This is a genomic window from Olsenella massiliensis (assembly GCF_001457795.1).
GTDB lineage: Bacteria > Actinomycetota > Coriobacteriia > Coriobacteriales > Atopobiaceae > Olsenella_F > Olsenella_F massiliensis.
This window is the reverse complement of record NZ_LN898210.1, coordinates 300569-321372: the sequence shown is the minus strand read 5'-3', so window position 1 is coordinate 321372 and position 20804 is coordinate 300569. Positions and strand designations below refer to the sequence as shown.

General features: G+C 68.9%; 19 protein-coding genes and 2 pseudogenes. 20 read left to right on the top strand and 1 reads right to left on the bottom strand.

The window, feature by feature from the left end:
• The first annotated feature begins 212 nt into the window (after positions 1–212).
• The 14 genes and pseudogenes from pyrR to holA all read left to right on the top strand — a co-directional run bounded on the left by pyrR (position 213) and on the right by holA (position 12375).
• Positions 213–782 carry a bifunctional pyr operon transcriptional regulator/uracil phosphoribosyltransferase PyrR gene (gene pyrR / locus BN3001_RS03675; RefSeq protein ID WP_058270437.1) on the top strand — a complete coding sequence of 190 codons (570 nt, stop codon included), beginning with the start codon at positions 213–215 and terminating at the stop codon, positions 780–782.
• Positions 783–1718: an aspartate carbamoyltransferase catalytic subunit gene (locus BN3001_RS03670; RefSeq protein WP_058270436.1), complete on the top strand. Its 936-nt coding sequence runs from the start codon at positions 783–785 to the stop codon at positions 1716–1718. It begins immediately after the preceding gene.
• Positions 1702–3000: a dihydroorotase gene (locus tag BN3001_RS03665; RefSeq protein WP_058270435.1), complete on the top strand. Its 1299-nt coding sequence runs from the start codon at positions 1702–1704 to the stop codon at positions 2998–3000. Before BN3001_RS03670 ends, BN3001_RS03665 begins: the two co-directional genes overlap by 17 nt.
• 134 nt (positions 3001–3134) lie before the next feature.
• Positions 3135–3299: pseudogene (locus tag BN3001_RS08545) on the top strand (dihydroorotate dehydrogenase electron transfer subunit); the annotation flags it as partial.
• A gap of 71 nt (positions 3300–3370) precedes the next feature.
• The gene (locus BN3001_RS03660; RefSeq protein WP_235815031.1) at positions 3371–3856 is read left to right on the top strand and encodes an iron-sulfur cluster-binding protein; all 486 of its coding nucleotides are present in this window, start codon (positions 3371–3373) and stop codon (positions 3854–3856) included.
• The gene (locus BN3001_RS03655; protein ID WP_058270434.1) at positions 3850–4776 is read left to right on the top strand and encodes a dihydroorotate dehydrogenase; all 927 of its coding nucleotides are present in this window, start codon (positions 3850–3852) and stop codon (positions 4774–4776) included. The genes BN3001_RS03660 and BN3001_RS03655 overlap by 7 nt, the downstream gene beginning before the upstream one ends.
• On the top strand, positions 4770–5513 hold the full coding sequence (gene pyrF, locus BN3001_RS03650; protein ID WP_058270433.1) for an orotidine-5'-phosphate decarboxylase: 744 nt from the start codon (positions 4770–4772) through the stop codon (positions 5511–5513). The genes BN3001_RS03655 and pyrF overlap by 7 nt, the downstream gene beginning before the upstream one ends.
• A gap of 212 nt (positions 5514–5725) precedes the next feature.
• Positions 5726–6034: an integration host factor, actinobacterial type gene (gene mihF / locus BN3001_RS03645; RefSeq protein ID WP_058270432.1), complete on the top strand. Its 309-nt coding sequence runs from the start codon at positions 5726–5728 to the stop codon at positions 6032–6034.
• Positions 6035–6640: a guanylate kinase gene (gene gmk, locus BN3001_RS03640; protein WP_058270431.1), complete on the top strand. Its 606-nt coding sequence runs from the start codon at positions 6035–6037 to the stop codon at positions 6638–6640.
• On the top strand, positions 6615–6908 hold the full coding sequence (locus BN3001_RS03635; protein ID WP_058270430.1) for a DNA-directed RNA polymerase subunit omega: 294 nt from the start codon (positions 6615–6617) through the stop codon (positions 6906–6908). Before gmk ends, BN3001_RS03635 begins: the two co-directional genes overlap by 26 nt.
• 1 nt (position 6909) lies before the next feature.
• Complete coding sequence (thiI, locus tag BN3001_RS03630) at positions 6910–8151, top strand: tRNA uracil 4-sulfurtransferase ThiI (RefSeq protein WP_058270429.1); 1242 nt, start codon at positions 6910–6912, stop codon at positions 8149–8151.
• A gap of 136 nt (positions 8152–8287) precedes the next feature.
• A complete protein-coding gene (locus BN3001_RS03625; protein WP_082629960.1) occupies positions 8288–8980 on the top strand; it encodes a ComEA family DNA-binding protein in 693 nt (230 codons plus the stop codon).
• Positions 8973–11375 carry a ComEC/Rec2 family competence protein gene (locus BN3001_RS03620; protein ID WP_148362938.1) on the top strand — a complete coding sequence of 801 codons (2403 nt, stop codon included), beginning with the start codon at positions 8973–8975 and terminating at the stop codon, positions 11373–11375. Before BN3001_RS03625 ends, BN3001_RS03620 begins: the two co-directional genes overlap by 8 nt.
• A gap of 31 nt (positions 11376–11406) precedes the next feature.
• On the top strand, positions 11407–12375 hold the full coding sequence (gene holA, locus BN3001_RS03615) for a DNA polymerase III subunit delta (protein WP_058270426.1): 969 nt from the start codon (positions 11407–11409) through the stop codon (positions 12373–12375).
• A 192-nt stretch (positions 12376–12567) separates the two neighbouring features.
• Here the strand turns inward: holA and rpsT are convergent, their stop codons facing one another.
• Positions 12568–12828, bottom strand: coding sequence for a 30S ribosomal protein S20 (gene rpsT, locus BN3001_RS03610; protein ID WP_058270425.1), 261 nt, complete (start codon positions 12826–12828; stop codon positions 12568–12570).
• Between the two features lie 137 nt (positions 12829–12965).
• Between rpsT and lepA the strand changes: the two genes are divergently transcribed.
• The 6 genes and pseudogenes from lepA (at position 12966) to BN3001_RS03580 (ending at position 20780) form a co-directional block, all read left to right on the top strand.
• Positions 12966–14777, top strand: a complete 1812-nt coding sequence (gene lepA, locus BN3001_RS03605) for a translation elongation factor 4 (protein WP_058270554.1) — start codon at positions 12966–12968, stop codon at positions 14775–14777.
• Positions 14774–15874, top strand: a pseudogene (locus BN3001_RS03600) (tRNA dihydrouridine synthase). Before lepA ends, BN3001_RS03600 begins: the two are co-directional and overlap by 4 nt.
• Before the next feature lie 37 nt (positions 15875–15911).
• Entirely contained in the window at positions 15912–17138 is a 1227-nt protein-coding gene (locus tag BN3001_RS03595) for a coproporphyrinogen-III oxidase family protein (RefSeq protein WP_235815030.1), read from the top strand.
• Positions 17139–17226: 88 nt separating this feature from the next.
• Entirely contained in the window at positions 17227–18312 is a 1086-nt protein-coding gene (locus tag BN3001_RS03590) for a DnaJ domain-containing protein (RefSeq protein ID WP_058270423.1), read from the top strand.
• Positions 18313–18363: 51 nt separating this feature from the next.
• The gene (locus BN3001_RS03585; protein ID WP_058270422.1) at positions 18364–19536 is read left to right on the top strand and encodes a DnaJ C-terminal domain-containing protein; all 1173 of its coding nucleotides are present in this window, start codon (positions 18364–18366) and stop codon (positions 19534–19536) included.
• Positions 19533–20780: a MiaB/RimO family radical SAM methylthiotransferase gene (locus BN3001_RS03580; RefSeq protein WP_058270421.1), complete on the top strand. Its 1248-nt coding sequence runs from the start codon at positions 19533–19535 to the stop codon at positions 20778–20780. Before BN3001_RS03585 ends, BN3001_RS03580 begins: the two co-directional genes overlap by 4 nt.
• Positions 20781–20804: the final 24 nt, after the last annotated feature.

The window sequence follows — 20804 nt, the reverse complement described above, 5'->3', positions numbered from 1 at the left end:
GCCCGTGAACGGGACAAGTTTTGAAGGTCGCCGATTTCTGCATATGTCGGCGGCCGTTTCGTATAGAATGGCCCTGTCCTTTAAACGCGGTACGAGATGCCCGTAAGGCGACGCGGCCCCTCAGGGTCGTTCCATAGCTGCCTTTTTGCAGATATCAGGCGTCTCGTGCCGTGCAAGTCGGTGCGGGCCCTTATTTTTTTGGGAGGAGACAGATGCAAGGCAGCTGTAAGGCAACCATCATGGACGAGGCGGCTCTGTCGCGGGCGCTCGTGCGCATCGCGCATGAGGTCGTCGAGCGCAACGAGGGATCAAAGAGGCTTGCGGTCGTGGGAATCATCCGGCGGGGCGAGACCCTCGCGCATCGCCTGGCCGACGAGATCGAGCGCATCGTCGGCGTCCGCCCCGAGCTGGGGTCCCTGGACATCAGCTTCTACCGTGACGACGTGTCGCGCGCCATCCAGCCGGTGCTGCACGCGACCAACATACCCTTCACGGTTGACGGCAGGGACATCGTCCTGGTGGACGACGTCCTCTACACCGGTCGCACCGTGCGCTCCGCGCTCAACGCGCTCATGGACTACGGACGGCCGCACACGGTCCAGCTCGCCGTCATGGTCGATCGCGGCCATCGGGAGCTTCCCATTCGCGCAGACTTCGTGGGCAAGAACGTCCCCTCGTCCCATGACGAGGACGTCCGCGTCTGCGTGCGCCCGCTTGACGACCACGACGCCGTGGAGATCTGGGACCTTACCTCCACCACCAGCAAGGGAGGTGCCGAGTAGATGCTCTCCGTCAAGCACCTCATCGACACGTACAGCCTCACCGCCGACGACATCACGCAGATCCTGGACACCGCCGCCTCCTTCGAGGAGGTCAACAGCCGGGCCATCAAGAAGGTTCCCGCCCTCAGGGGCCGCACCATAGTGAACCTCTTCCTCGAGCCTTCCACGCGCACCAAGAGCTCCTTCGAACTAGCCGAGAAGCGCCTCTCGGCCGACTCGCTGAGCATGGGCGGCTCCACGAGCTCCGTCGTCAAGGGCGAGAGCCTTGCCGACACCATTCAGACGATCGACGCCATGAACGTGGACATGTTCATCTGCCGCGCCCGCCTTGCCGGCACGCCGCAGAAGATCACCGAGAACACCGACGCCATCGTCATCAACGCCGGCGACGGCAAGCATCAGCACCCCACGCAGGCCATGCTCGACCTCTATACCATCCGCAAGAACTTTGGCCATCTTGACGGGCTCAAGGTGGCCATCGTGGGCGACCTCGCCCACAGTCGCGTTTGCGGCTCGTTGGCCCCCGCCCTCAAGACCATGGGCGCCCACGTGACGTTGGTGGGTCCTCCGACGTTCCAGGTGGACGACCCCGACTGGTTCGGCTGCCCCCAGACCGCCAGCCTCGACGACGTCGTCGAGGACATGGACGTGGTCTACATGCTGCGCGTTCAGCTTGAGCGCATGGAGGGCGCCGCCATTCCCTCCCGGCGCGAGTACAACCGCCTCTACGGCCTTGACATGCGTCGCGTGGGCCGCATGAAGGACGACGCCATCATCTGCCATCCCGGCCCCATGAACCGCGGCATGGAGATTAACGCCGACGTGGCCGACTGCGCCCGCTCGCGCATCCTTGACCAGGTCAATGCCGGCGTCCTGACCCGCATGGCCGAGATGTACCTGCTTCTGGGAGGAGAGAACAATGCCGTTTCTGATTAGGGGCGCCCATGTGGTCGACCCGCAGCTGGGCCTTGACGACGTGCGTGACGTCCTCATTGAGGGCTCGACCATAGCCCGCGTCGCGCCCGCCATCGACGGCGCCGACGGCGTCGAGGTCATCGACGGCACGGGCAAGTACCTGGTTCCCGGTCTCGTGGACATGCACGTGCACTTTCGCGACCCCGGCTTCGAGTACAAGGAGACCATCGAGACCGGTGCGCGCGCGGCAACCCACGGCGGCTTCACGGACGTGGCCACGATGCCCAACACCGATCCCGTCACGGACTCCGGTGCCGAGATTCGCTACCAGCTCGACCACGCCCGTCAGGCGGGCCTCTGTCACGTGCGCCCCATCGGCGCGCTCACGCGCGGTGAGAAGGGCGAGGCGCTGGCCGAGATCGGCGACATGGTGATGGAGGGCGCGAGCGCCTTCTCGGACGACGGACACGGCGTCCAGAGCGCGGGCATGATGCGCACGTGCATGGACTACGTCTCGCAGTTTGACCGCGTCGCCATCGCGCACTGCGAGGTCGAGGCCCTCACCGCCAACGGCGTCATCAACGAAGGCAGATCGTCCACCCGCCTGGGGATGTTCGGCTGGCCCGCCCTGGGCGAGGAGCTCGAGATCTACCGTGACATCGAGCTCTGCCGCCTCACCGGATGCGCCCTGCACATAGCGCACATCTCGACCGCAAAGGGCCTCGAGCTCGTCAGGCAGGCGAAGGAGGAGGGGCTGCCCGTCACCTGCGAGGTCACGCCGCACCACCTCTTCCTCAACGAGGACGACATCACGGACGCCTATGACACCAACCTCAAGATGAATCCGCCCCTGCGCTCGGCCCATGACATGGAGCGCCTGGTGGAAGGCCTCATCGACGGCTCCATCGACTGCCTTGTGACCGACCATGCCCCCCATGCCCAGCACGAGAAGGACTGCGAGTGGGAGATCGCCTTCTTTGGCACCATAGGGCTTGAGACGGCCCTTCCCCTCATGCTCACCAAGCTGGTGCGTACCGGACGTCTGAGCTGGGCGCGCCTCGTGGAGGTCATGGCCGTCAACCCCCGTCGCGTCCTGAGGCTCGCGCCCGTGCGCGTCGAGGCGGGATCCGTGGCCGACCTCACGCTCATCGACCCCGAGCAAGAGGTGGACGTCACGGTCGACTATTTTGAGAGCAAGTCTAAGAACTCGGCGTTTCTGGGGCAGTCGCTCGTCGGCGCCGCGACGGACGTCTTCGTCGGCGGCAGGCGCACCCTGACGGGCGGCGTCGTCACCCAGGCCTAGACGCGCATCAAACCGCGGTGCCCGGCGTGCCGGGCACCGCGCACGTGAGGAGGTGCATCGTGCCCAAGCCGAGGCCGAGCCTGCACGAGGCGGAGGTGGTGGAGAACGCCGCCGTGGCCGCACAGACATTTCGCATGGTCCTGAGGGCCCCCCGACTCGCCGAGGCTCTCGCGCCGGGGCAGTTCCTGAGCCTGCGGGTCCCTCGTGACAAGAGCCAGCTGCTGAGGATCCCTCTCTCGTTCTCTCGCGCCGACGCCGCGACGGGCACAGTCGAGCTCGTCTATGCGGTGGTCGGCGCGGGCACGGAGGCGCTCGCGGACCTACGAGCCGGCGAGCGCGTCAGCGCGGTTGGCCCCGAGGCCCCGAGGGCGTGGGGTGGCCGCTTCCCGACGGCGGGCGCACCCTGCTCGTGGCGGGAGGCGTCGGCGCCCCGCCCATCGTGGCGGCGGCGGGGCTGCTTGCCGCGCATGACCTGCCCTTTGACGCGATCATCGGGGCACGCAGCAAGGACAGGCTCTGGGGCGAGCAGCAGCTGCGCGACCTCGGGGCGCACCACACGCTCGTCACCACTGACGACGGCAGCTACGGCCTGGGCGGGCTCACGACCGACGCCATGGCTCAGTGCCTGGCGGCGCGCCCGTACGACCTCGTCATGGCCTGCGGCCCCACGCGCATGATGGCGGGCGTCGCGTCGTTGGCCGAGAAGGCCCACGTGCGCTGCCTGGTCTCCCTGGAGCAGCTCATGGCATGCGGATTCGGGGCCTGCGGCTGCTGCAACGTGCCGCTGCGCAACGGCGGCTACGCGTCATGCTGCATGGACGGGCCCGTCTTTGACGGAAGCGAGGTGGCATGGTGAGCACTCCCAACATGGCCGTGGACTTTGCGGGCATCCGCATGAGCAACCCCGTGAACACCGCCTCCGGGACCTTCGGCTTTGGCTGGCAGTTCGAGAGCTTCCAGGACGTGTCTCGTCTGGGGGCCATCACCTGCAAGGGCTGCGCGCCCGTCCCCTGGCCGGGCAACCCCGGCAGTCGCATGGCGGAGACGGCGAGCGGCATGCTCAACTCCGTGGGACTCGCCAACCCCGGCATCCGCGCCTTCGTCAAGGACAACGGGGCCTATCTCACGAGGCTGAGCGAGCGAGGCGTCGCCGTCATCTGCCAGGTCGCCGGGCATTCGCTCGATGACTACGTGCGCGCGGTGGAGCTGTACGAGGAGCTTGCCCCCTTCGCCTCCGGCATCGAGATCAACATCAGCTGCCCCAACGTGTCCGAGGGAGGCGCCGCCATGGGCGCGACGCCCTCGAAGGCGGCCGAGGTCATGCGTGCGGTGCGTCCCCGCAGCGCGCGTTCCCTCATCGTCAAGATGGCGCCGCATGACGTGTCGGAGGTGGCGCGCGCCCTCGAGGCGGCGGGCGCCGACGCGCTCTCGCTCGTCAACACGATTCCCGCCATGGCCATTGACGTCAGGACCAGAAGAAGCAGGCTATCACGGCCCACGGCGGGTCTGTCCGGCCCCGCCATCCATCCCATAGCGGTGCGCATGGTATGGGAGGCGGCCCGCGCGACGTCCATTCCCGTCTGCGGCATCGGCGGCGTCACGACGGGGGAGGAGGCGGCTGAGTTCATCCTCGCCGGCGCCACGGCCGTCGGCGTGGGCACGGTGAGCCTCTATGACCCCGCGGCTGCCGGCCGCATCCTTGACGAGCTCACAACCTGGGTCGCAAGCCAGGGCGTGGATGACGTCAACGACCTGATTGGAGCCTTCGAATGCTAAGTGACGACGCCGCACGCGACGCCATCATCGTCGCCCTTGACTGCGACCGCGAGACGGCCCTCGACCTCGCTCGAAGCCTGGAGGGGCGCGCCCGCTGGGTCAAGGTGGGCATGACGCTCTTCTACGCGGAGGGGCCCTCGATCGTGGGGGCGCTGCGTGCACGGGGACTTAAGGTCTTCCTCGACCTCAAGCTTCACGACATCCCCTTCCAGGTGAGGGGCGCCGCACGTGCGGCGTCGCTCACGGGCGCCGACCTGCTCTCCATCCACGGCGCGGGCGGCTCGGCAATGGTGAGGGAGGCGCGTGCGGGGGTCGAGGAAGCCGCCGCGAAGAGAGACGGCCGACGCACGCGCCTGCTCGCGATCTCGGTGCTCACGAGCATGGGCCCGGACGCCCTGGCCGAGGTGGGCGTCGAGGCTCCCGTCGCCGAGCAGGTGGACCGCCTGGCGCGCCTTTCGGTCTCGGCGGGCTCGGACGGGGTCGTCTGCTCCCCGCAGGAGGCCGCGCGCCTGCGTGAGCTTCTGGGTCCTCAGGCGCTCATCGTCACGCCGGGCGTGCGCCCCTTGGGCGCCGCCGTCGGCGACCAGCGTCGCGTCGCCACCCCTGCGGTCGCCATCGGTGCGGGGGCGAGCAAGCTCGTCATCGGGCGCCCCATCACGCAGGCCCCTGACGTCGTGCGCGCCTTCGAGAGCGTCGTCGAGGAGCTCGAGGGCCCTTTGCCGGACGCGTCCGCCTAGACCGTGCGAGCCCGCGTCGTGCGGCAGGCCCGCCTTGTCGTGCCGCACGAATGTGGGCGGTTTTATGGAAACGGGGTCCCTTGGGGGCCCTCGTGGGCCACTTTGCTTGCAAATCGGCGCCATAACGCACAAACTACTTGTCCGCAAGCGTCTTACCTGCTAGTCTTTCAGAGCAAGGCGTTTTACAGACGCATCCTACGTTTGGAGGAACAATGGCACTACCTCAGCTTACCGATGAGCAGCGCAAGGCAGCTCTCGAGAAGGCCGCCGCTGCCCGTCATGCTCGTGCTGAGCTGCGCGACAAGATCAAGAAGGGCGAGACGAGCCTCCAGGACGTTCTCGCATCCGACGATCCCATAGCCGCTCGCATGAAGGTCTCCGCCCTCATCGAGTCGCTGCCCGGCTACGGCAAGGCCAAGGCCACCAAGATCATGGACGAGCTTGGCATTTCCTCCACGCGTCGCGTCAAGGGCCTGGGCGGCCGTCAGCGCGAGCAGCTCCTCGAGGTGCTCTCCAAGTAAGTGGGCAGGTCACCGAGACTCTTCGTCATCTCCGGACCGTCGGGCGCAGGCAAGGGCACGCTCGTCTCGCTCGTGAGGCAGGCGGACCCCAGCCTGGGCCTGACGGTTTCGGCTACCACGAGACCCCCTCGTCCCGGTGAGGTCGATGGGGTCTCGTACCATTTCATGGATGAGGGCGAGTTCGCCCGCCGCGTGGCCGCGGGCGAGTTCTTGGAGTGGGCCGACGTCCATGGGCATCGCTACGGCACCCTCAAGGCTGACGTCGAGGCGATCCTGGGCCAAGGCAGGTCCGTCATTCTCGAGATAGACGTCGTGGGAGCCCTCAACGTGCGTCGCCTCATGCCTCAGGCGGTGCTCATCTTCGTTGAGCCGCCCTCCATGGCGGAGCTCGAGCGGCGCCTGCGCGCCCGACACACCGAGGACGAGGCCGAGGTCGAGCTGCGGCTGCGCAACGCCCGCCGCGAGCTTGAGCACGCCGCGAGCTATGACGTCCGCATCGTCAACGACGACTGCGCCGCCGCCGCACGAGACCTGGCGTCAGTTCTGAACGCATACGAGATGGATGGAGGAGACCCCCATCATGGCAGTAACCAAGCCCGAGATTGACGACCTCCTGGCGCAGACCGAGGAGAACCCCTTCCTGCTGTGCGCCGTGGCGTCCAAGCGCGCCTGCGACATCAACAACATGATTCGCGGCATGCACCTGCGCGTCGCCGAGGTGCAGGACTTTGACAACATCACGACCATCGTGTCCGGCGAGGACACCGTCTCGGTCGCCATGCAGGAGATCGAGGAGGGCACCCTGAGCTTCGTCAAGGAGGACTTCGACGAGAAGATCCAGGGTTCCAACACGCGCGTCGAGCACAACCTGTAGCATGGGCGCACGCGTATGCCTGGTCCACTATCACGAGATCGGTCTCAAGGGCAAGAATCGCTCGACCTTTGAGAACCAGCTCGTGACCAACCTGCGCAAGGCGCTCCAGGCGTTTCCCGTCAAGGACGTGAGGCGCATCTCGGGACACCTCCTGGTGAGCTGCGCCGATGACGCCGTCACCGACGAGCTGGCCCGCGCCGTCGCGCAGGTCCCCGGCGTCGCGCGCGTCTCGCTTGCCTTTCACTGCGCGCTCGTGGAAAAGGAGTACTGCGACGCCGCCGTGCGCGCACTGGGCGAGGCGGGTGACTTCACGAGCTTCAAGGTGCATGCCCGTCGGTCGTCCACGACCTACGCGCTGCACTCCATCGACATGAACCGCCTGGTGGGCGACGTGCTGTGCCGTGCGTTTCCCGACAAGCAGGTGCGCATGCACAAGCCGGACGTCACGGTCAACGTGAACGTCGTCAACAACGGCGTCTACGTCTACGCGACCTCGGGGCCCGGCGTGGGCGGCCTGCCCGTCGGCACGGCGGGCAAGGTCGTGACGCTCCTCTCGAGCGGCTTTGACTCGCCCGTGGCCACCTGGATGGTCGGGCGGCGAGGTGCCGTCTGCGTGCCCGTGCATTTTTCCGGCAGGCCCATGACCGCCGACACGAGCGAGTACCTCTGCCGCGACATCGTCGACGCCCTGGCCCCCGCCGGGATGGTCGGGCGGCTCTACGTGGTGCCCTTCGGAGAGCGACAGCGCGAGATCTCGCTTGCCGTTCCCCAGAGCCTGCGCATCATCACCTATCGTCGCGTGATGTTCGCCGTGAGCGAGCGAATCGCCGCCCTCGAGGGGGCGAAGGCGCTCGTCACCGGCGAGTCGCTGGGGCAGGTGGCCTCCCAGACGCTCGACAATATAGCCGCCGTCAACGAGATGGCGACCATGCCGGTCCTGCGCCCGCTCATCGGCTCCGACAAGCAGGAGATCATGCGTCGGGCCCAACAGATCGGCACCTACGACCTCAGCGCGCAGTCAGTTGACGACTGCTGCACCCTCTTCATGCCGCGCCGGCCCGAGACGCATGCCCGCCTCGCCGAGGTGCACGCGGCGTGGGACTCCTTCGACCACGACGCCATGATTGACGATTTGGTGCGCGATGTTGAGTACGTTGACTTTGACCAGTGCGCCTCGTATCGCCCACCTGCGTCCCTGCGCGCTCGCCACAGGGACCTTCTGCCCGCCTCCGAAGGCAACTGACGGCACATATTCCCCGGCAGGACGTCTGACGGCACGGGGCGCGGCAAGCTGGGCGCCAGACTGGCGCTCGCTTGCGTGACCAAGGCCGTCGCCTGCGCGCCTCCCTTGTCCCACACTGGAGAGGGGGGTGGTTCGCATGGCACAGCTGCGGCGACGGAGGCGGGGTAATCTGCCGCGAGCGGTGACGGGCGCCGTCGCCCTTGCGGGCGCCCTGGCGCTGGGCTGCCTGATCGTCGTGGGCGCGGGGACGCAGGCGAGCGGCACGCTCGTCATGCGCGATGACGGTGGCCCTGCCGAGACGAGCCAGGAGCGGCCCTTGCATGACGCCGACGAGGGCGCCTCGCCCGACGTCGCAGGCGCGCCGTCCGCTGACGGCGACGTCGCCCTTGTCGTCGTGGACGTGGACGGTGCCGTCAACGCCCCGGGCGTCATCGAGCTCAGGGGCAGCCCGCCGCGCGTGCGCGACGCCATCACCGCTGCCGGGGGCCTCACCGAGGATGCGGACGGCACTGCCGTCAACCTCGCCGCGCCGCTCGCTGACGGGCAGAAGGTGCATGTGCCGCAGGTGGGCGAGGCGCCTGTTGCCGGGACGGTCGCCTCGGCCCCGGGCTTTGCCGCCGGGTCCTCCCAGGCGGCAGGGCTCGTCAACATCAACGCCGCCGACGAGGCCACGCTTGAGACCCTTCCGGGCGTGGGGGCGGCGACCGCGGCGACCATCGTGAGGGACCGCTCGACGAACGGCCCCTTTGCGACCATCGAGGACCTCATGCGCGTCTCGGGCATAGGCGAGAAGAAGTTCGTCAGGCTCAAGGACAGGATCTGTGTCTAGGTCACCGGACGCGCCTCTCAGGCCTGAGGCGCCGTGGACGTTCTGGGGGCTTGTGGGCGTCCTATCCTCCGAGTGCGTCGTCATGTCCCTTCAGCCTGGCCACGTGGCGCCCGTCGTCATCGTCACCCTTTTTGTCGTCGGGTGCGCCGCCGCGGTCTTCCTTCTGGGAGGCTGGCCGCCTCAAGGCGGACGTCACGGGTCCGTCGCCCGATCCGTCCTGGCCGTGCTCGCCGCGCTCTGCGTGGGCACGGCCGTGGCGTGCCTGCGGGTGGGGGCGGACCAGGCGACGGGGTGGCTCGTGAGTCATGACTCCCTCGCACGTTGGGAGCTTGAGCTGCTGGGCGACCCCACCCCGGGCGAGCGGGGATGGAGCTGCCTGGGCCGCCTGCGCGGGCCCGGCGCCCAGGCGGCAAACGTGTGGGTGAGCGCGCCCGAGGAGCTTGCCGCCTTCGACCGCCTGCGAGTGGTGGGGCGCTTCTCTCCCAACGCGCAGGACGACTGGGGCGCGCGCAGCGCCCGGCAGGGGGTGATCGGGAGGGTGCGCGTGGTGCGCGTCCTGGGGCGCAGCGAGGCGTCGGGACCGTTGGGCCGTGTCATGGGCTGGAGAAGGGACGCTCTCGCGCGAATCGACCCCGCCTCGTCTGACGGGCGCGCGCTGCTCGCCGCCACGGTGCTGGGCTTCGCGCCCGGCATGGCCGCGCGGTCCCTGCGGGAGCTCTTCTCTCGCGCCGGCGTCGCCCACCTCGTCGCCGTCTCCGGGGGCCACCTGGTTATCCTCTCCGCCCTCATGAGCGCGCCGCTGCGCCGCTCGCGCCTGCGACCGGCGGCGCGCGTGGGCGTCCTGACGGTTGCGCTCGGCTGTTTCGTCGTGGCCTGCGGCCTTCCCCTCTCTGCGCTGCGCTCGTGGGCCATGGCGACGGTCGCGTGCGCGGGCGAGCTGGCGGGCAGGCGCTCGCACGGCCTGTCCTCCCTCTCGATCGTCGGGTCCGCCATGCTCCTTGCGGACCCCGGCCTTTCGGGCCAGCTCGGGTTCCTTCTCTCGCTGTGCTCGGTCGCGGCGCTGTGCGTGTTCTCGCCCCTGGCCACTCATCTGGCCCGGCGTGCACTCGCGGGGCCGCGGCGCAGGCTGGAAGCGTCGAGGTCGCGTCCCGCTCGTGTCGCGAGCGGCCTGGTGAGGGGAGGGGGCGAAATCGTGGCCGCGACGCTCGTGTGCCAGCTGGCCACCCTGCCGTTGACCCTTCCCGCCTTTGGCGAGCTCTCCCTGGTGGCGCCCGTGGCCAACCTGGTGCTGTCGCTGCCGTTCTCGCTGCTGGTCGGTGCGGGATGTTGTGCCGCCCTCACATGTTCGCTGCCCGTGCTGGGTTCGGTGACGCTGTGTGCGGCCGAGCTCTGCGCCCGCCTCTGCCTCATGCCCCTGCGCCTGCTCTGCGCGCTGCCCTGGGCCTCCCTCGTCGTCCCGGAGGGGCTGGCGTTACCCCCTGCCGTCTGCGCCCTCGCGGCCGCCCTGCTCTGGTGGCGCTGGGACGACGTGAGACCCGCGGTGGTGGCACGGCTCGCGGCGGGCGCCCTCGCCCTTGTCCTTACGCTTGTCATCGTGCCCTTCGTCCTGTCCCCCGCAGAGGTCTGCGTGCTCGACGTGGGGCAGGGGGACGCCATCCTCGTGCGTGACGGGCCCCATGCGATCCTCGTGGACACGGGGCCTGACGCCTCCTGCTCACGTGAGCTCTCGCGGCTGGGGGTCCTGCGCCTTGACGCCGTCGTTCTCACGCACCTGCACGCCGACCACATCAACGGCCTGCGCGACCTCGCGCCGCCCTTGGGATGCGGCAGCGTCGTCGTTGCGCGCGGCGTCGATGACCTGCCGGCGGACGTCGTCGCAAGCAGCCGGCGCATCACGGGACGACGCCCGCGACAGATGTCCGAAAAAGACACGCTCAAGGCGGGCGCATTCACCCTCACCATGATATGGCCGACCGCCCCCGTGGACGGGAAGGACAACGAGGACTCCATCGAGCTCGTCGTGAGCTACGAGGGGCCGGCGGGTTGCATGACGGCCCTGTTGACGGGGGACGCCGAGCGCGACGAGACGCGCCGCGCGGTCCGGGGGGCCCGCCTTCGTGACATAGACGTGCTCAAGGTGGGCCATCATGGTTCCGAGGCGTCCATCGACCCAGAGACGGCCCGCATCCTCTCTCCTGACGTCGCGGTGGCCTCCGCAGGAGAGAACAACAAGTTCAATCACCCCACGCGAGCGTGTCGCGAGACGCTCGAAGGGGCGCGGGCGCTCTTTCTCTGCACCAAGGACCAGGGCACGATACGACTGAGGCCCAACGCGCGCGGCGTCGTCGTCGTGAGCGCGCGGGACGACGCCTTGGACGGGACGGATGTGGCATAGTGTAGGGTCACGAGGGGAAAGGACGTGTCATATGGCATCACGCTCCGCGCGACCGCTTCTGGCGGCCTATCTGGTCGTGGGGGAGGACGAGCTCAAGAGCCGCGCCGCCCAGACGCGCCTCAAGGCGAGGCTCGAGCCTGGCCTGGAGGCCTTCAACCTGGACGAGCGCCAGGCGGGACCCGACCTTGACCCCGTCGAGCTCGTCGCCTCGCTCAACACGCTGCCCATGGGCTCGGGCTTCAGGCTGGTGCTCATCGGCGAGTCCGAGCGTCTGCCCAAGCCCGTGTCGGAGGCCATCATCACCTATCTTGCCGACCCCAACCCCGGCTGCGTCCTGCTGCTGGTCGCAAAGTCCCTGGCCAAGTCCACGCGCCTCTACAAGGCGGTGGCGGCCCTGGGCCCCCAGGCCGTCATCGACTGCGCCGCCATGAGGTCGCGGGACCTCTCGACGTTGGTCCAGAAGCTTGCGACGGCGCGAGGGATGAGCATGGGGCAGGACGCGGCGCGTGAGCTCGTGAGTCGCGCGGGCACGTCAACCACCATGCTTGACAACCAGGTGAGGGCCCTCGCCGCGCTCTGCGGCGGCAGGGGCGAGATCATGCTCGCGGACGTCGAGCGCCACGTGGCGCGGACGGCGGAGGTCAAGCCGTGGGACTTCCTCGACGCCCTCTGCGAGCGGAGGCTTCCGCGGGCGCTCGAGCTGTACGGCCTCATGCAGAAGCCCTCGCAGATCGCCCTCACGGCCCTCGTCGCCGGACGAGTGCGCGAGCTCATCTGCGCCCGCTCGCTGGCGGACAGGGGAGAGGCGAACCTGCTCGCCTCGACGCTCAGAAAGCCCGAATGGGCCGTCAGGCGGCACGTCGGATGGGCGCGGCGCTTTGGCGAGGGCGAGCTTGAACGCGCCTTGGCCTCCTGCGCGAGCTGCGAGCGCTCCCTCAAGGGCGGCGGGGATGCCGAGACCGCCTTTCTGTCCCTCATGGCCGCCGTCTGCGGCCTCTGAGTCCTCGCGGCCGGGACCAAACTGAAATCCCGCATTCCGCAAGGCCCCAGGACGAGCTTGGGATCAGGTGCATATGAGGAAGGGGCCCGTCGTGGCGGACGGACCCCTTACGATGTGAGCTGTCGGCGCAATCCCTAACGTTCGAGACCCGCGAGCGCAACGCGAACGCGCGGCATGATCAGGCCCTGGGCCCTAGAGGGAGTTGACGAGGCTCTGGATGCCGCTCTTGCGCTTGGCGGCCTGGTTCTTGTGGATAACGCCCTTGGAGGCCGCCTTGTCGAGCAGGCGTCCGGCCTTGTTGGCAAGATCCTGGGCGCCGTCCTTGTCCTCGGCCTCGACGGCCGCGCGAACCTTCTTGACGGCAGTCTTGAGCGCGGAGCGAACCGCCTTGTTGCGCATGCGGGCCTTCTCGGCGGTGATGATGCGCTTCTTCTGCGACTTGATGTTTGCCACGTGCGAATCCTTTCAAATGCTGTCCCAGAGGCCTCTTGACTTAGCTGCGGATGGGCGTGGGGCACCCACCCTCGACACGGCGAGGTCAACCGCTGAAGTATAGCATGCTGGCCGGCACATTTGCTATCATCTTCCGCATGAACACGCATGACGTCTCACATATTCGCAACTTCTCTATCGTTGCCCACATCGACCATGGCAAGTCCACGATCTCGGACCGCATCCTCGAGCTCACGCACACGGTCGAGGACCGCGACCTCTCCACCCAGATGCTCGACTCCATGGACATCGAGCGGGAGCGTGGGATCACCATCAAGTCGAACGCCGTCCGCGTGAGCTACGACGCGGACGACGGTGACAGCTACCAGTTCAACCTCATTGACACCCCGGGTCACGTCGACTTCACCTACGAGGTCTCCCGCTCGCTCGCGGCCTGCGAGGGCGCGGTGCTGGTCGTGGACGCCACCCAGGGCGTCGAGGCCCAGACCGTCTCCAACGCCACCCTCGCCATGAACGCCGGCCTCGACATCGTCCCCGCCATCAACAAGATCGACCTTCCCTCCGCCCATCCCGACGAGGTCAAAGACGAGATCGAGGAGGAGCTGGCCATCCCCGCCGACGACGCCGTGCTCGTCTCGGGCAAGACGGGCGAGGGCATCCATGATTTGCTCGAGGCCATCGTCTACCTGGTGTCGCCCCCCGCGGGAGACGCCGCCGCGCCTCTCAAGGCCCTTATCCTGGACTCCTACTTCGACGAGTATCGGGGCGTCATCGCCACGGTGCGCGTGTTTGACGGCAGCATCCGGAAGGGCGACCAGCTGCGCATGATGGCCCTGGGCGACGGTTTCCTCTGCGACGGCGTCGGCTGCAAGCGCCCGGGCGAGACCATGGTTGACGCCCTGTCCGTGGGCGAGGTGGGCTTCGTGGTCACGGGCCTCAAGGACACCGCGCTCGTCAAGACGGGCGACACGATCACCTCGGCGACGCGCCCCTGCGCCCAGGCCTGCCCGGGTTACCAGGACGCCAAGCCCATGGTCTACACCGGCCTCTTTCCCATCGACAACAAGCAGTACGAGAACCTCAGGGACGCCCTGGAGAAGCTGCGCGTCAACGACCCCTCCCTGGTCTGGTCGCCCGAGACCTCGGTTGCCCTGGGCTTTGGCTTTCGCGTGGGGTTTCTGGGCCTCCTGCACATGGAGGTCGTCAAGGAGCGCCTTGAGCGGGAGTTCGGCCTCGACCTCATCGCAACCTCGCCCTCCGTGAACTACCACGTGTTCCTCACCGACGGCAGCGAGCTCGCCATCACCAGCCCCCAGGACCTTCCTGACGTCACGCGCATCGACCGCATCGAGGAGCCCTACCTCGCCGCCAAGGTCATCGTCCCCCCCGAGCACATGGGGGCGGTGATGCAGCTTGCCATCGAGCACCGCGGCATCACCAAGGACATGGTCTACCTCAGCGAGAAGTCGGTTGAGATCCACTTTGACATCCCGCTGGCCGAGCTCATCCTCGACTTCTTCGACCAGCTCAAGAGCCGCACGAAGGGCTATGCCTCTCTTGACTACGAGATGGCCGACTATCGGCCGAGCGACCTGGTCAAGCTCGACATCCTGCTCGCCGGCGACGAGGTGGACGCCTTCTCGTTCATCGTGCACAAGGACAAGGCCTACGCCCTGGCACGCGGCCTCTGCGACAAGCTCAAGGAGATCATTCCGCGTCAGCAGTTCGAGGTTCCCATCCAGGGCGCCATCGGCAACAAGATCATCAGTCGCTCCACGGTGCGGGCCGTGCGCAAGGACGTCCTGGCAAAGTGTTACGGCGGCGACATATCCCGCAAGCGCAAGCTCCTCGAGAAGCAGAAGGAGGGCAAGAGGCGCATGAAGGCCATCGGGTCCGTTGACGTGCCCCAGGAGGCCTTCCTCGCCGTCCTCAAGGTGGGGGACGAATGACCCCCTCCGAGCTTCTGGCGGCGCGCGCCCCGGCCGCGGGCCTGGGTGCCACCGTGCGCCCCTTCGTCGGGCGCGGCTCGAGCCTTCGTTCTCTCCTTGCCCGAAACCCCCTGCTCATGGCTCCCATGGCCGGCGTCTCCGACGGCGCGTATCGCCTGATGGCGCGTGCCGGGGGAGCGGCCCTGGCCTACACCGAGATGGTCTCCGTCGCGGGCATCCACTACGGGAGCGACAAGACCTGGGACCTCGTGCTGCCCGTCGAGGGAGAGCCCGACCTCGCCGTCCAGCTCTTCGGGAGCAGGCCCGAGCAGTTCGAGGAGGCCGCCGCGCTCGTGGCCGAGCGCCTGGGCGAGAGGCTCGCCCTCATCGACGTCAACATGGCCTGCCCCGTCCGCAAGGTCGTCTCGAAGGGGGAGGGGTCGGCCCTCCTCGACGAGCCCGCGCGCGCAGAGGCGATCGTGCGCGCCTGTCGGCGAGGCGTTTGCGACCAGGTGCCCGTGACCTGCAAGATTCGTCGCGGACGGCGTGACGGCGAGGAGGTCGCCCCCGACTTCGCGCGCCGTCTGGAGCAGGCGGGGGCGTCCGCCATAGCCGTCCACGGGCGCCCGGCCGCGGCGCCCCACCCCCGTCTCTTATACACATCTAGATGTGGATAAGAGACAAGCGCTGAGCTGCGCGACAAGATCAAGAAGGGCGAGACGAGCCTCCAGGACGTTCTCGCATCCGACGATCCGGCGGACGCCCGCGCGGCCGCGCGGCTGCTGGACGAGACGGGCGCGACGGCCGTCATGGTCGCCCGCGGATCCTATGGCAACCCCTGGCTCTTCTGCCAGGCGCAGGCGCTCCGGCGCCACGAGGAGGGCATGTCCCCCACAATCGCCCAGCGCCTGGACGCGCTTGGGCTCCATCTTCAGATTCTCGAGGCGACGGGCGGGCATCTCGTGCGCGGGAGGAGCGTCGCCGGCTGGTATCTCAAGGGGCTGCCCCACGCCTCCGTCTGGCGCGACGCCGCCATGTCCTGCGTCACCCTGGCCGACTTCCTTGACCTGCTTGACGACGCGCGCGACCGTCTGGCGGACGAAGGCGCCGATGTCTGACGGCGCCCGTGACCCGACCCGCGAAAACCCGCCGAGCGTGTCTGCCCTGTACCTGCACGTTCCCTTCTGCGCCCGCAGGTGCCTCTACTGCGACTTTCCCACGCGCGCGGCACGAGCGGACGACGAGCTTCTCGTCGCCTACGCGCGGGCCCTTCGCCTTCAGCTCGCAGAGCTGACGTCCCTGGGGTTGCTCGAGGGGGTCCGGACGGCCTATCTGGGCGGGGGCACCCCGAGCTTCTTGGGACCCAAGACGCTGGGGTCCCTCGTGGCGACGGTGCACCGTGCCTGCCCCGCGCTCGCGGAGCTCAGCTGCGAGGCCAATCCCGACTCGCTTGGCGACGAGCTGCTGGCAAAGCTCGCGGACGGCGGGGTCACGCGCGTCTCGGTGGGCGTCCAGAGCCTGGACGACGCGGAGCTCGCCGCCCTGGGGCGCGCACACGGTGCGCCGCAGGCCCGAGAGCGCCTGTCCGCGGCCGTCAAAAGCGGCCTTCTCGTCTCCTGCGACCTCATGTGTGCCATACCCCTGCAGACGGAACGATCCTGGCGCGCCACGCTCGCCGGCGTCATCGACGCGGGCGTCGGCCACGTGAGCGTGTACCCGCTCCAGATTGAGGAGAGCAGCGCCTTCGGCAGGCGCTACGTTCACGCCGAGGCAGCCTTCAACGACCCCGACGTCCAGGCCGCCCGCATGCTCGAGGCGGAGGGGGCGCTGGGCGCGGCCGGGCTCGTTCGCTATGAGGTGGCGAGCTACGCCCGCCCGGGCGAGGCCTGCGCCCACAACCTGGCCTATTGGACGGGACGCCCGTACCTGGGCCTGGGGACGGGCGCAGCGGGCATGCTCGACGCGCGCGGGTACGCCCGCCTCAGCGTCGTCGCCCCGCAGCTGCCCAAGCTGCCGGCGAACATCACGCGGGTCCGTCTCACCGTCACCAGCTCCCCGCGCGCCGTCGCCCTTCGCCCCCGCCTGCGTGACCTCTCGTGTGACCTCGAGTTCCTCACGGCGGACCAGGCGCTCTGCGAGGATCTCATGCTCGCCGCGCGCACCTCCGCGGGCCTGGGGGCGCCTCTGCTCGAGCGCGCCCGAGAGCGCCTGGGCGCACGACGCCTGGACGCCTGCCTTGGCCGCGTCCTGCGGCGTGGACTCGTGACGTCGCGTCCCGACGGCGCGCTCGCGCCCACGCGACGCGGGTGGCTCCAGGGCAACGAGCTCTACGGCGAGCTCTGGGGCCTGCATGAGGGGGAGGTTTTGGGCGCGCGGTGCTAATGGGCGCCGCAGGTGCTTAGGCAGGGCGTCACTTGGCTATACTCTCTAGACTGCAGGACCACGACGGACAGGCAGGCAGGACCATCGCATGACCGCAATGAACGAGAAGGACTATTACGCGATTCTGGGCGTGGAGAAGGATGCCTCGTCAGACGAGATTCGTCGGGCCTTCCAACAGAAGGCGCGCAAGCTCCACCCGGACGTCAACAAGGACCCCGGCGCGGAGGAGCGCTTCAAGGAGGTCTCTGAGGCCTATGCCGTCCTGTCGGACGACGGCAAGCGCAGCCGCTATGACGCGATGCGCTCGGGCAGCCCCTTCGCGCCATGGGAAGGTGCGGGCGCGAGCACGGCACGATCGGGCGGCGACCCGTTTGGCTGGGGCTTTCCCTTCGGCGGCGTCGGGCGCACGGCCGGCCGGTCGGCGGGACGCGCGTACAACCCGCGCGCCGGGTCTGACGTCGTGGTCGAGCTCGACCTGGACGAGCGGTCCGCTCGGGAGGGCTGCACGCGCGGGGTCACCTACCAGCGCTATGCGAGCTGCGACAGCTGCCACGGCTTTGGCTCCATACGCCATGAGCACGCGGAGACCTGCCCCACCTGCGGCGGGTCGGGGCATATCGGCGTTGACCTCAGCGGCATCTTCGGCTTCGGCACCCTCGAGATGGAGTGTCCCGAGTGCGCGGGCACCGGCAAGGTGGTGGCCGACCCCTGTCCCGCATGCGGCGGGTCGGGACGCACCCTCTCGGCCAGCGAGGTGGTCGTCCACGTGCCGGCGGGCTCCCACGACGGGAGCGAGGTCCGCGTCGCCGGGATGGGAAACGCCGGCACAAACGGCAGGGAGGGGGGCGACTTCGTGTGTCGCGTCGCCGTCGCCTCCGAGCGCCTGAGCTCGCGCCAGGCACGAGGGTTCTACCTGCTGGGCTTTGGGACGCCCTTCGTCGCCTTCGGCCTGGCGTCGCAGGATCTTACGAGCATGGGCGTCTTCGTGGTCCTCGTGATGGGCGTGGGGCTCTGGAGCCTGCTGGGCGAGGGCGTCATGCATCCCAGGACCTGGTGGAAGCACGGCCTCAGGGTCGCCGCCAACGGGGCCTCCAACGGCCTTCTGCTCGCGCTTCTGCTCACGATGATGCACTCCTGCGCCAGCCTGGGCACCCGGGGCTATGTTGGCAGGTAGGCCTTTGGGCGTCACGCCACGTCAGTTGATTCGCAAGGGAGATCGGTGAGATTGGCTGCAAGTCCGGACTATTACGAGATCCTCGGCGTCGCGAGGGACGCCGACGCCAAGACCATCAAGCGCTCCTTCCTCAGGAAGGCGCGCACGCTGCACCCCGACGTCAGCAAGGAGCCTGACGCGGAGGCGCGCTTCAAGGAGGTCAACGAGGCCTACTCCGTCCTCTCTGACGAGCGCAAGCGCTCGAACTACGACCGCTACGGCACGCCCGACGGCCCGGGCGGCTTCGGCGCTGACTACGTGGACATGTCGGATATCTTCGGCGGGGGCTTCGGCATCAACGACATCTTTGACTCCTTCTTCGGCGGCGGCGGTTCCGCCGGCGGTCGGGCTCCGCGCACCCGCGGGCGTGACATGGGCATCACGCTGCGCATCACGCTCGAGGAGGCGGCCTCGGGCTGCACCAAGACGGTCTCCTATGAGCGGCTGGCCCCCTGCGACGACTGCGGCGGCAGCGGCGCGGCAGAACACGGCAAGGTCGTCACCTGCACGCGCTGCCAGGGCACCGGGCGCGTCGTCGAGGTCCAGCGCACCATCTTCGGACAGATGCAGTCGCAGACGACCTGCCCGGCGTGCCAGGGCGCCGGCACGGTGATGGACCACCCCTGCGAGACGTGCGGGGGGCAGGGGCGCACGCCCTCGCGCGAGGTCGTCGAGGTCAAGATCCCCGCGGGCGTCCACGCAGGACAGTCGCTCGCGCTGGGGGGCAAGGGCGAGGCGGGCGTGCGCAACGACCGTGCCGGCGACCTCGTGGTGACCGTTGACGTGCAGGCGCACGAGCGTTTCGAGCGGCAGGGCGACGACCTGTTCTGCAAGGTCGAGGTCGACGCCCTTGACGCCATCGTCGGCAGGACCCTGACCCTGGACGGCGTCATCGAGGGCGAGCGCGTCGAGGTGCGGGTGCCGGCGAACTGCGCCTACGGCGAGCGGGTGAGGGTGCCGGGCAGGGGCATGCCGCGGACGGGCTCCGCGACGCGCGGCTCGCTCATCGCCGTCGTCCAGGTGAACCCCCCCGCGAATCTGGCCGAGGAAGACCTTGAGCTGCTGCGCGGGCTCATCAGGCGTCGCCGGGCCGCCGCAGGGGTCGAGCCTCGCGACACGGCCGCCGACGCCACGTCGTCGGCGGCGCGCGAAAAGAAGAGGCCCCACGGCAGGAGGCGTCGTTGACGGCGCCGCGCGTCGCCTACGTGAACCTCGGGTGCAGGGTCAATCGTGACGAGCTGGACGACATCGCCCGCACGCTCGCGGCCGAGGGCGTCGCCGTCGTGGACCCGCCCGACGCGAGCGTCATCGTCGTCAACAGCTGCGCCGTCACGGGGGAGGCGCAGGCGACGACGCGCAAGCGCGTGCGTCGCCTGGCGGCCCTGCCCCAGGCCCCCGAGGTGGTCGTGAGCGGCTGCGTCGCCAGCCTCTTTGCCGACGAGCTCGCGTCCGTCGCCCCCAACGTGCGCGTGGTGCCCGACAAGGCACAGGTCGCCGCCCAGGTCATGAGCGTCGTGGGGACCTCGGCCCTGCCGCACGAGAGCGCCGCGCCACGCCCCGGCACGCCCACGGGTCGCACGCGCCCCGGCATCAAGATCCAGGACGGCTGCGACCATCGCTGCAGCTACTGCATCGTCTGGAGGGCGCGGGGCGCCCAGCGCTCGCTTCCTGCCGCGGACGTGCTCGAGCGGGTCGCCCGCGAGAGCGAGCGCGGCGCTGCCGAGGTCGTCCTCTCGGGCATCAACCTGGGAAGCTATCAGGACCGGGGACTGGACCTCGCCGGCCTCTTGGCGATGCTCATGCGCGAGACGGACGTGCGTCGGGTGCGCATAGGCTCCATCGAGCCCATGGACGTCAGTGCCCGCCTCGTCGAGACGCTCGGGGCGTATCCGGAGCGTCTCGCCCCCTTCCTGCACGTGTGCCTGCAATCCGGCTGCGATGCGACGCTCGCCCGCATGGGCAGGCCCTATGACGTCGCCGCGTACGCCCGCATGGCCCACATGGCCCGCGCCGCCGTGCCCTCCCTGGCGCTGGGCACCGACGTGATCGCAGGCTTTCCCGGCGAGACTGAGGCGGAGTTTCAGCAGAGCCTGTCGTTCTGCCGTGACATGGCCTTTGCCAACATGCACGTGTTTCGCTACTCGCCCCGACCCCTCACGCCGGCGGCGGACGCCCCCGACCAGGTCAGCGCCCAGGACAAGGCCGCGCGCAGCGCCCGGCTGCGCGCCCTCGCGCGCGACCTCCGCCGTGAGGCGGCACGGGCTCGTCTGGGCACCGAAGAGCTCGTGGTGGTGGAGTCGCGCGGCAGAGGCGTCACGGGCGGCCTCTTTGACGTGCGCGTCTCACCGGCGGCGCAGGTGGGCTCGATGGTGCGCGCACGTCTCACGTCCCTGCTCGATGACGGGAGCCTCCTTGCCGAGCTTCTGTGAGCGCGGGCGTTCTCGGGCTATCAT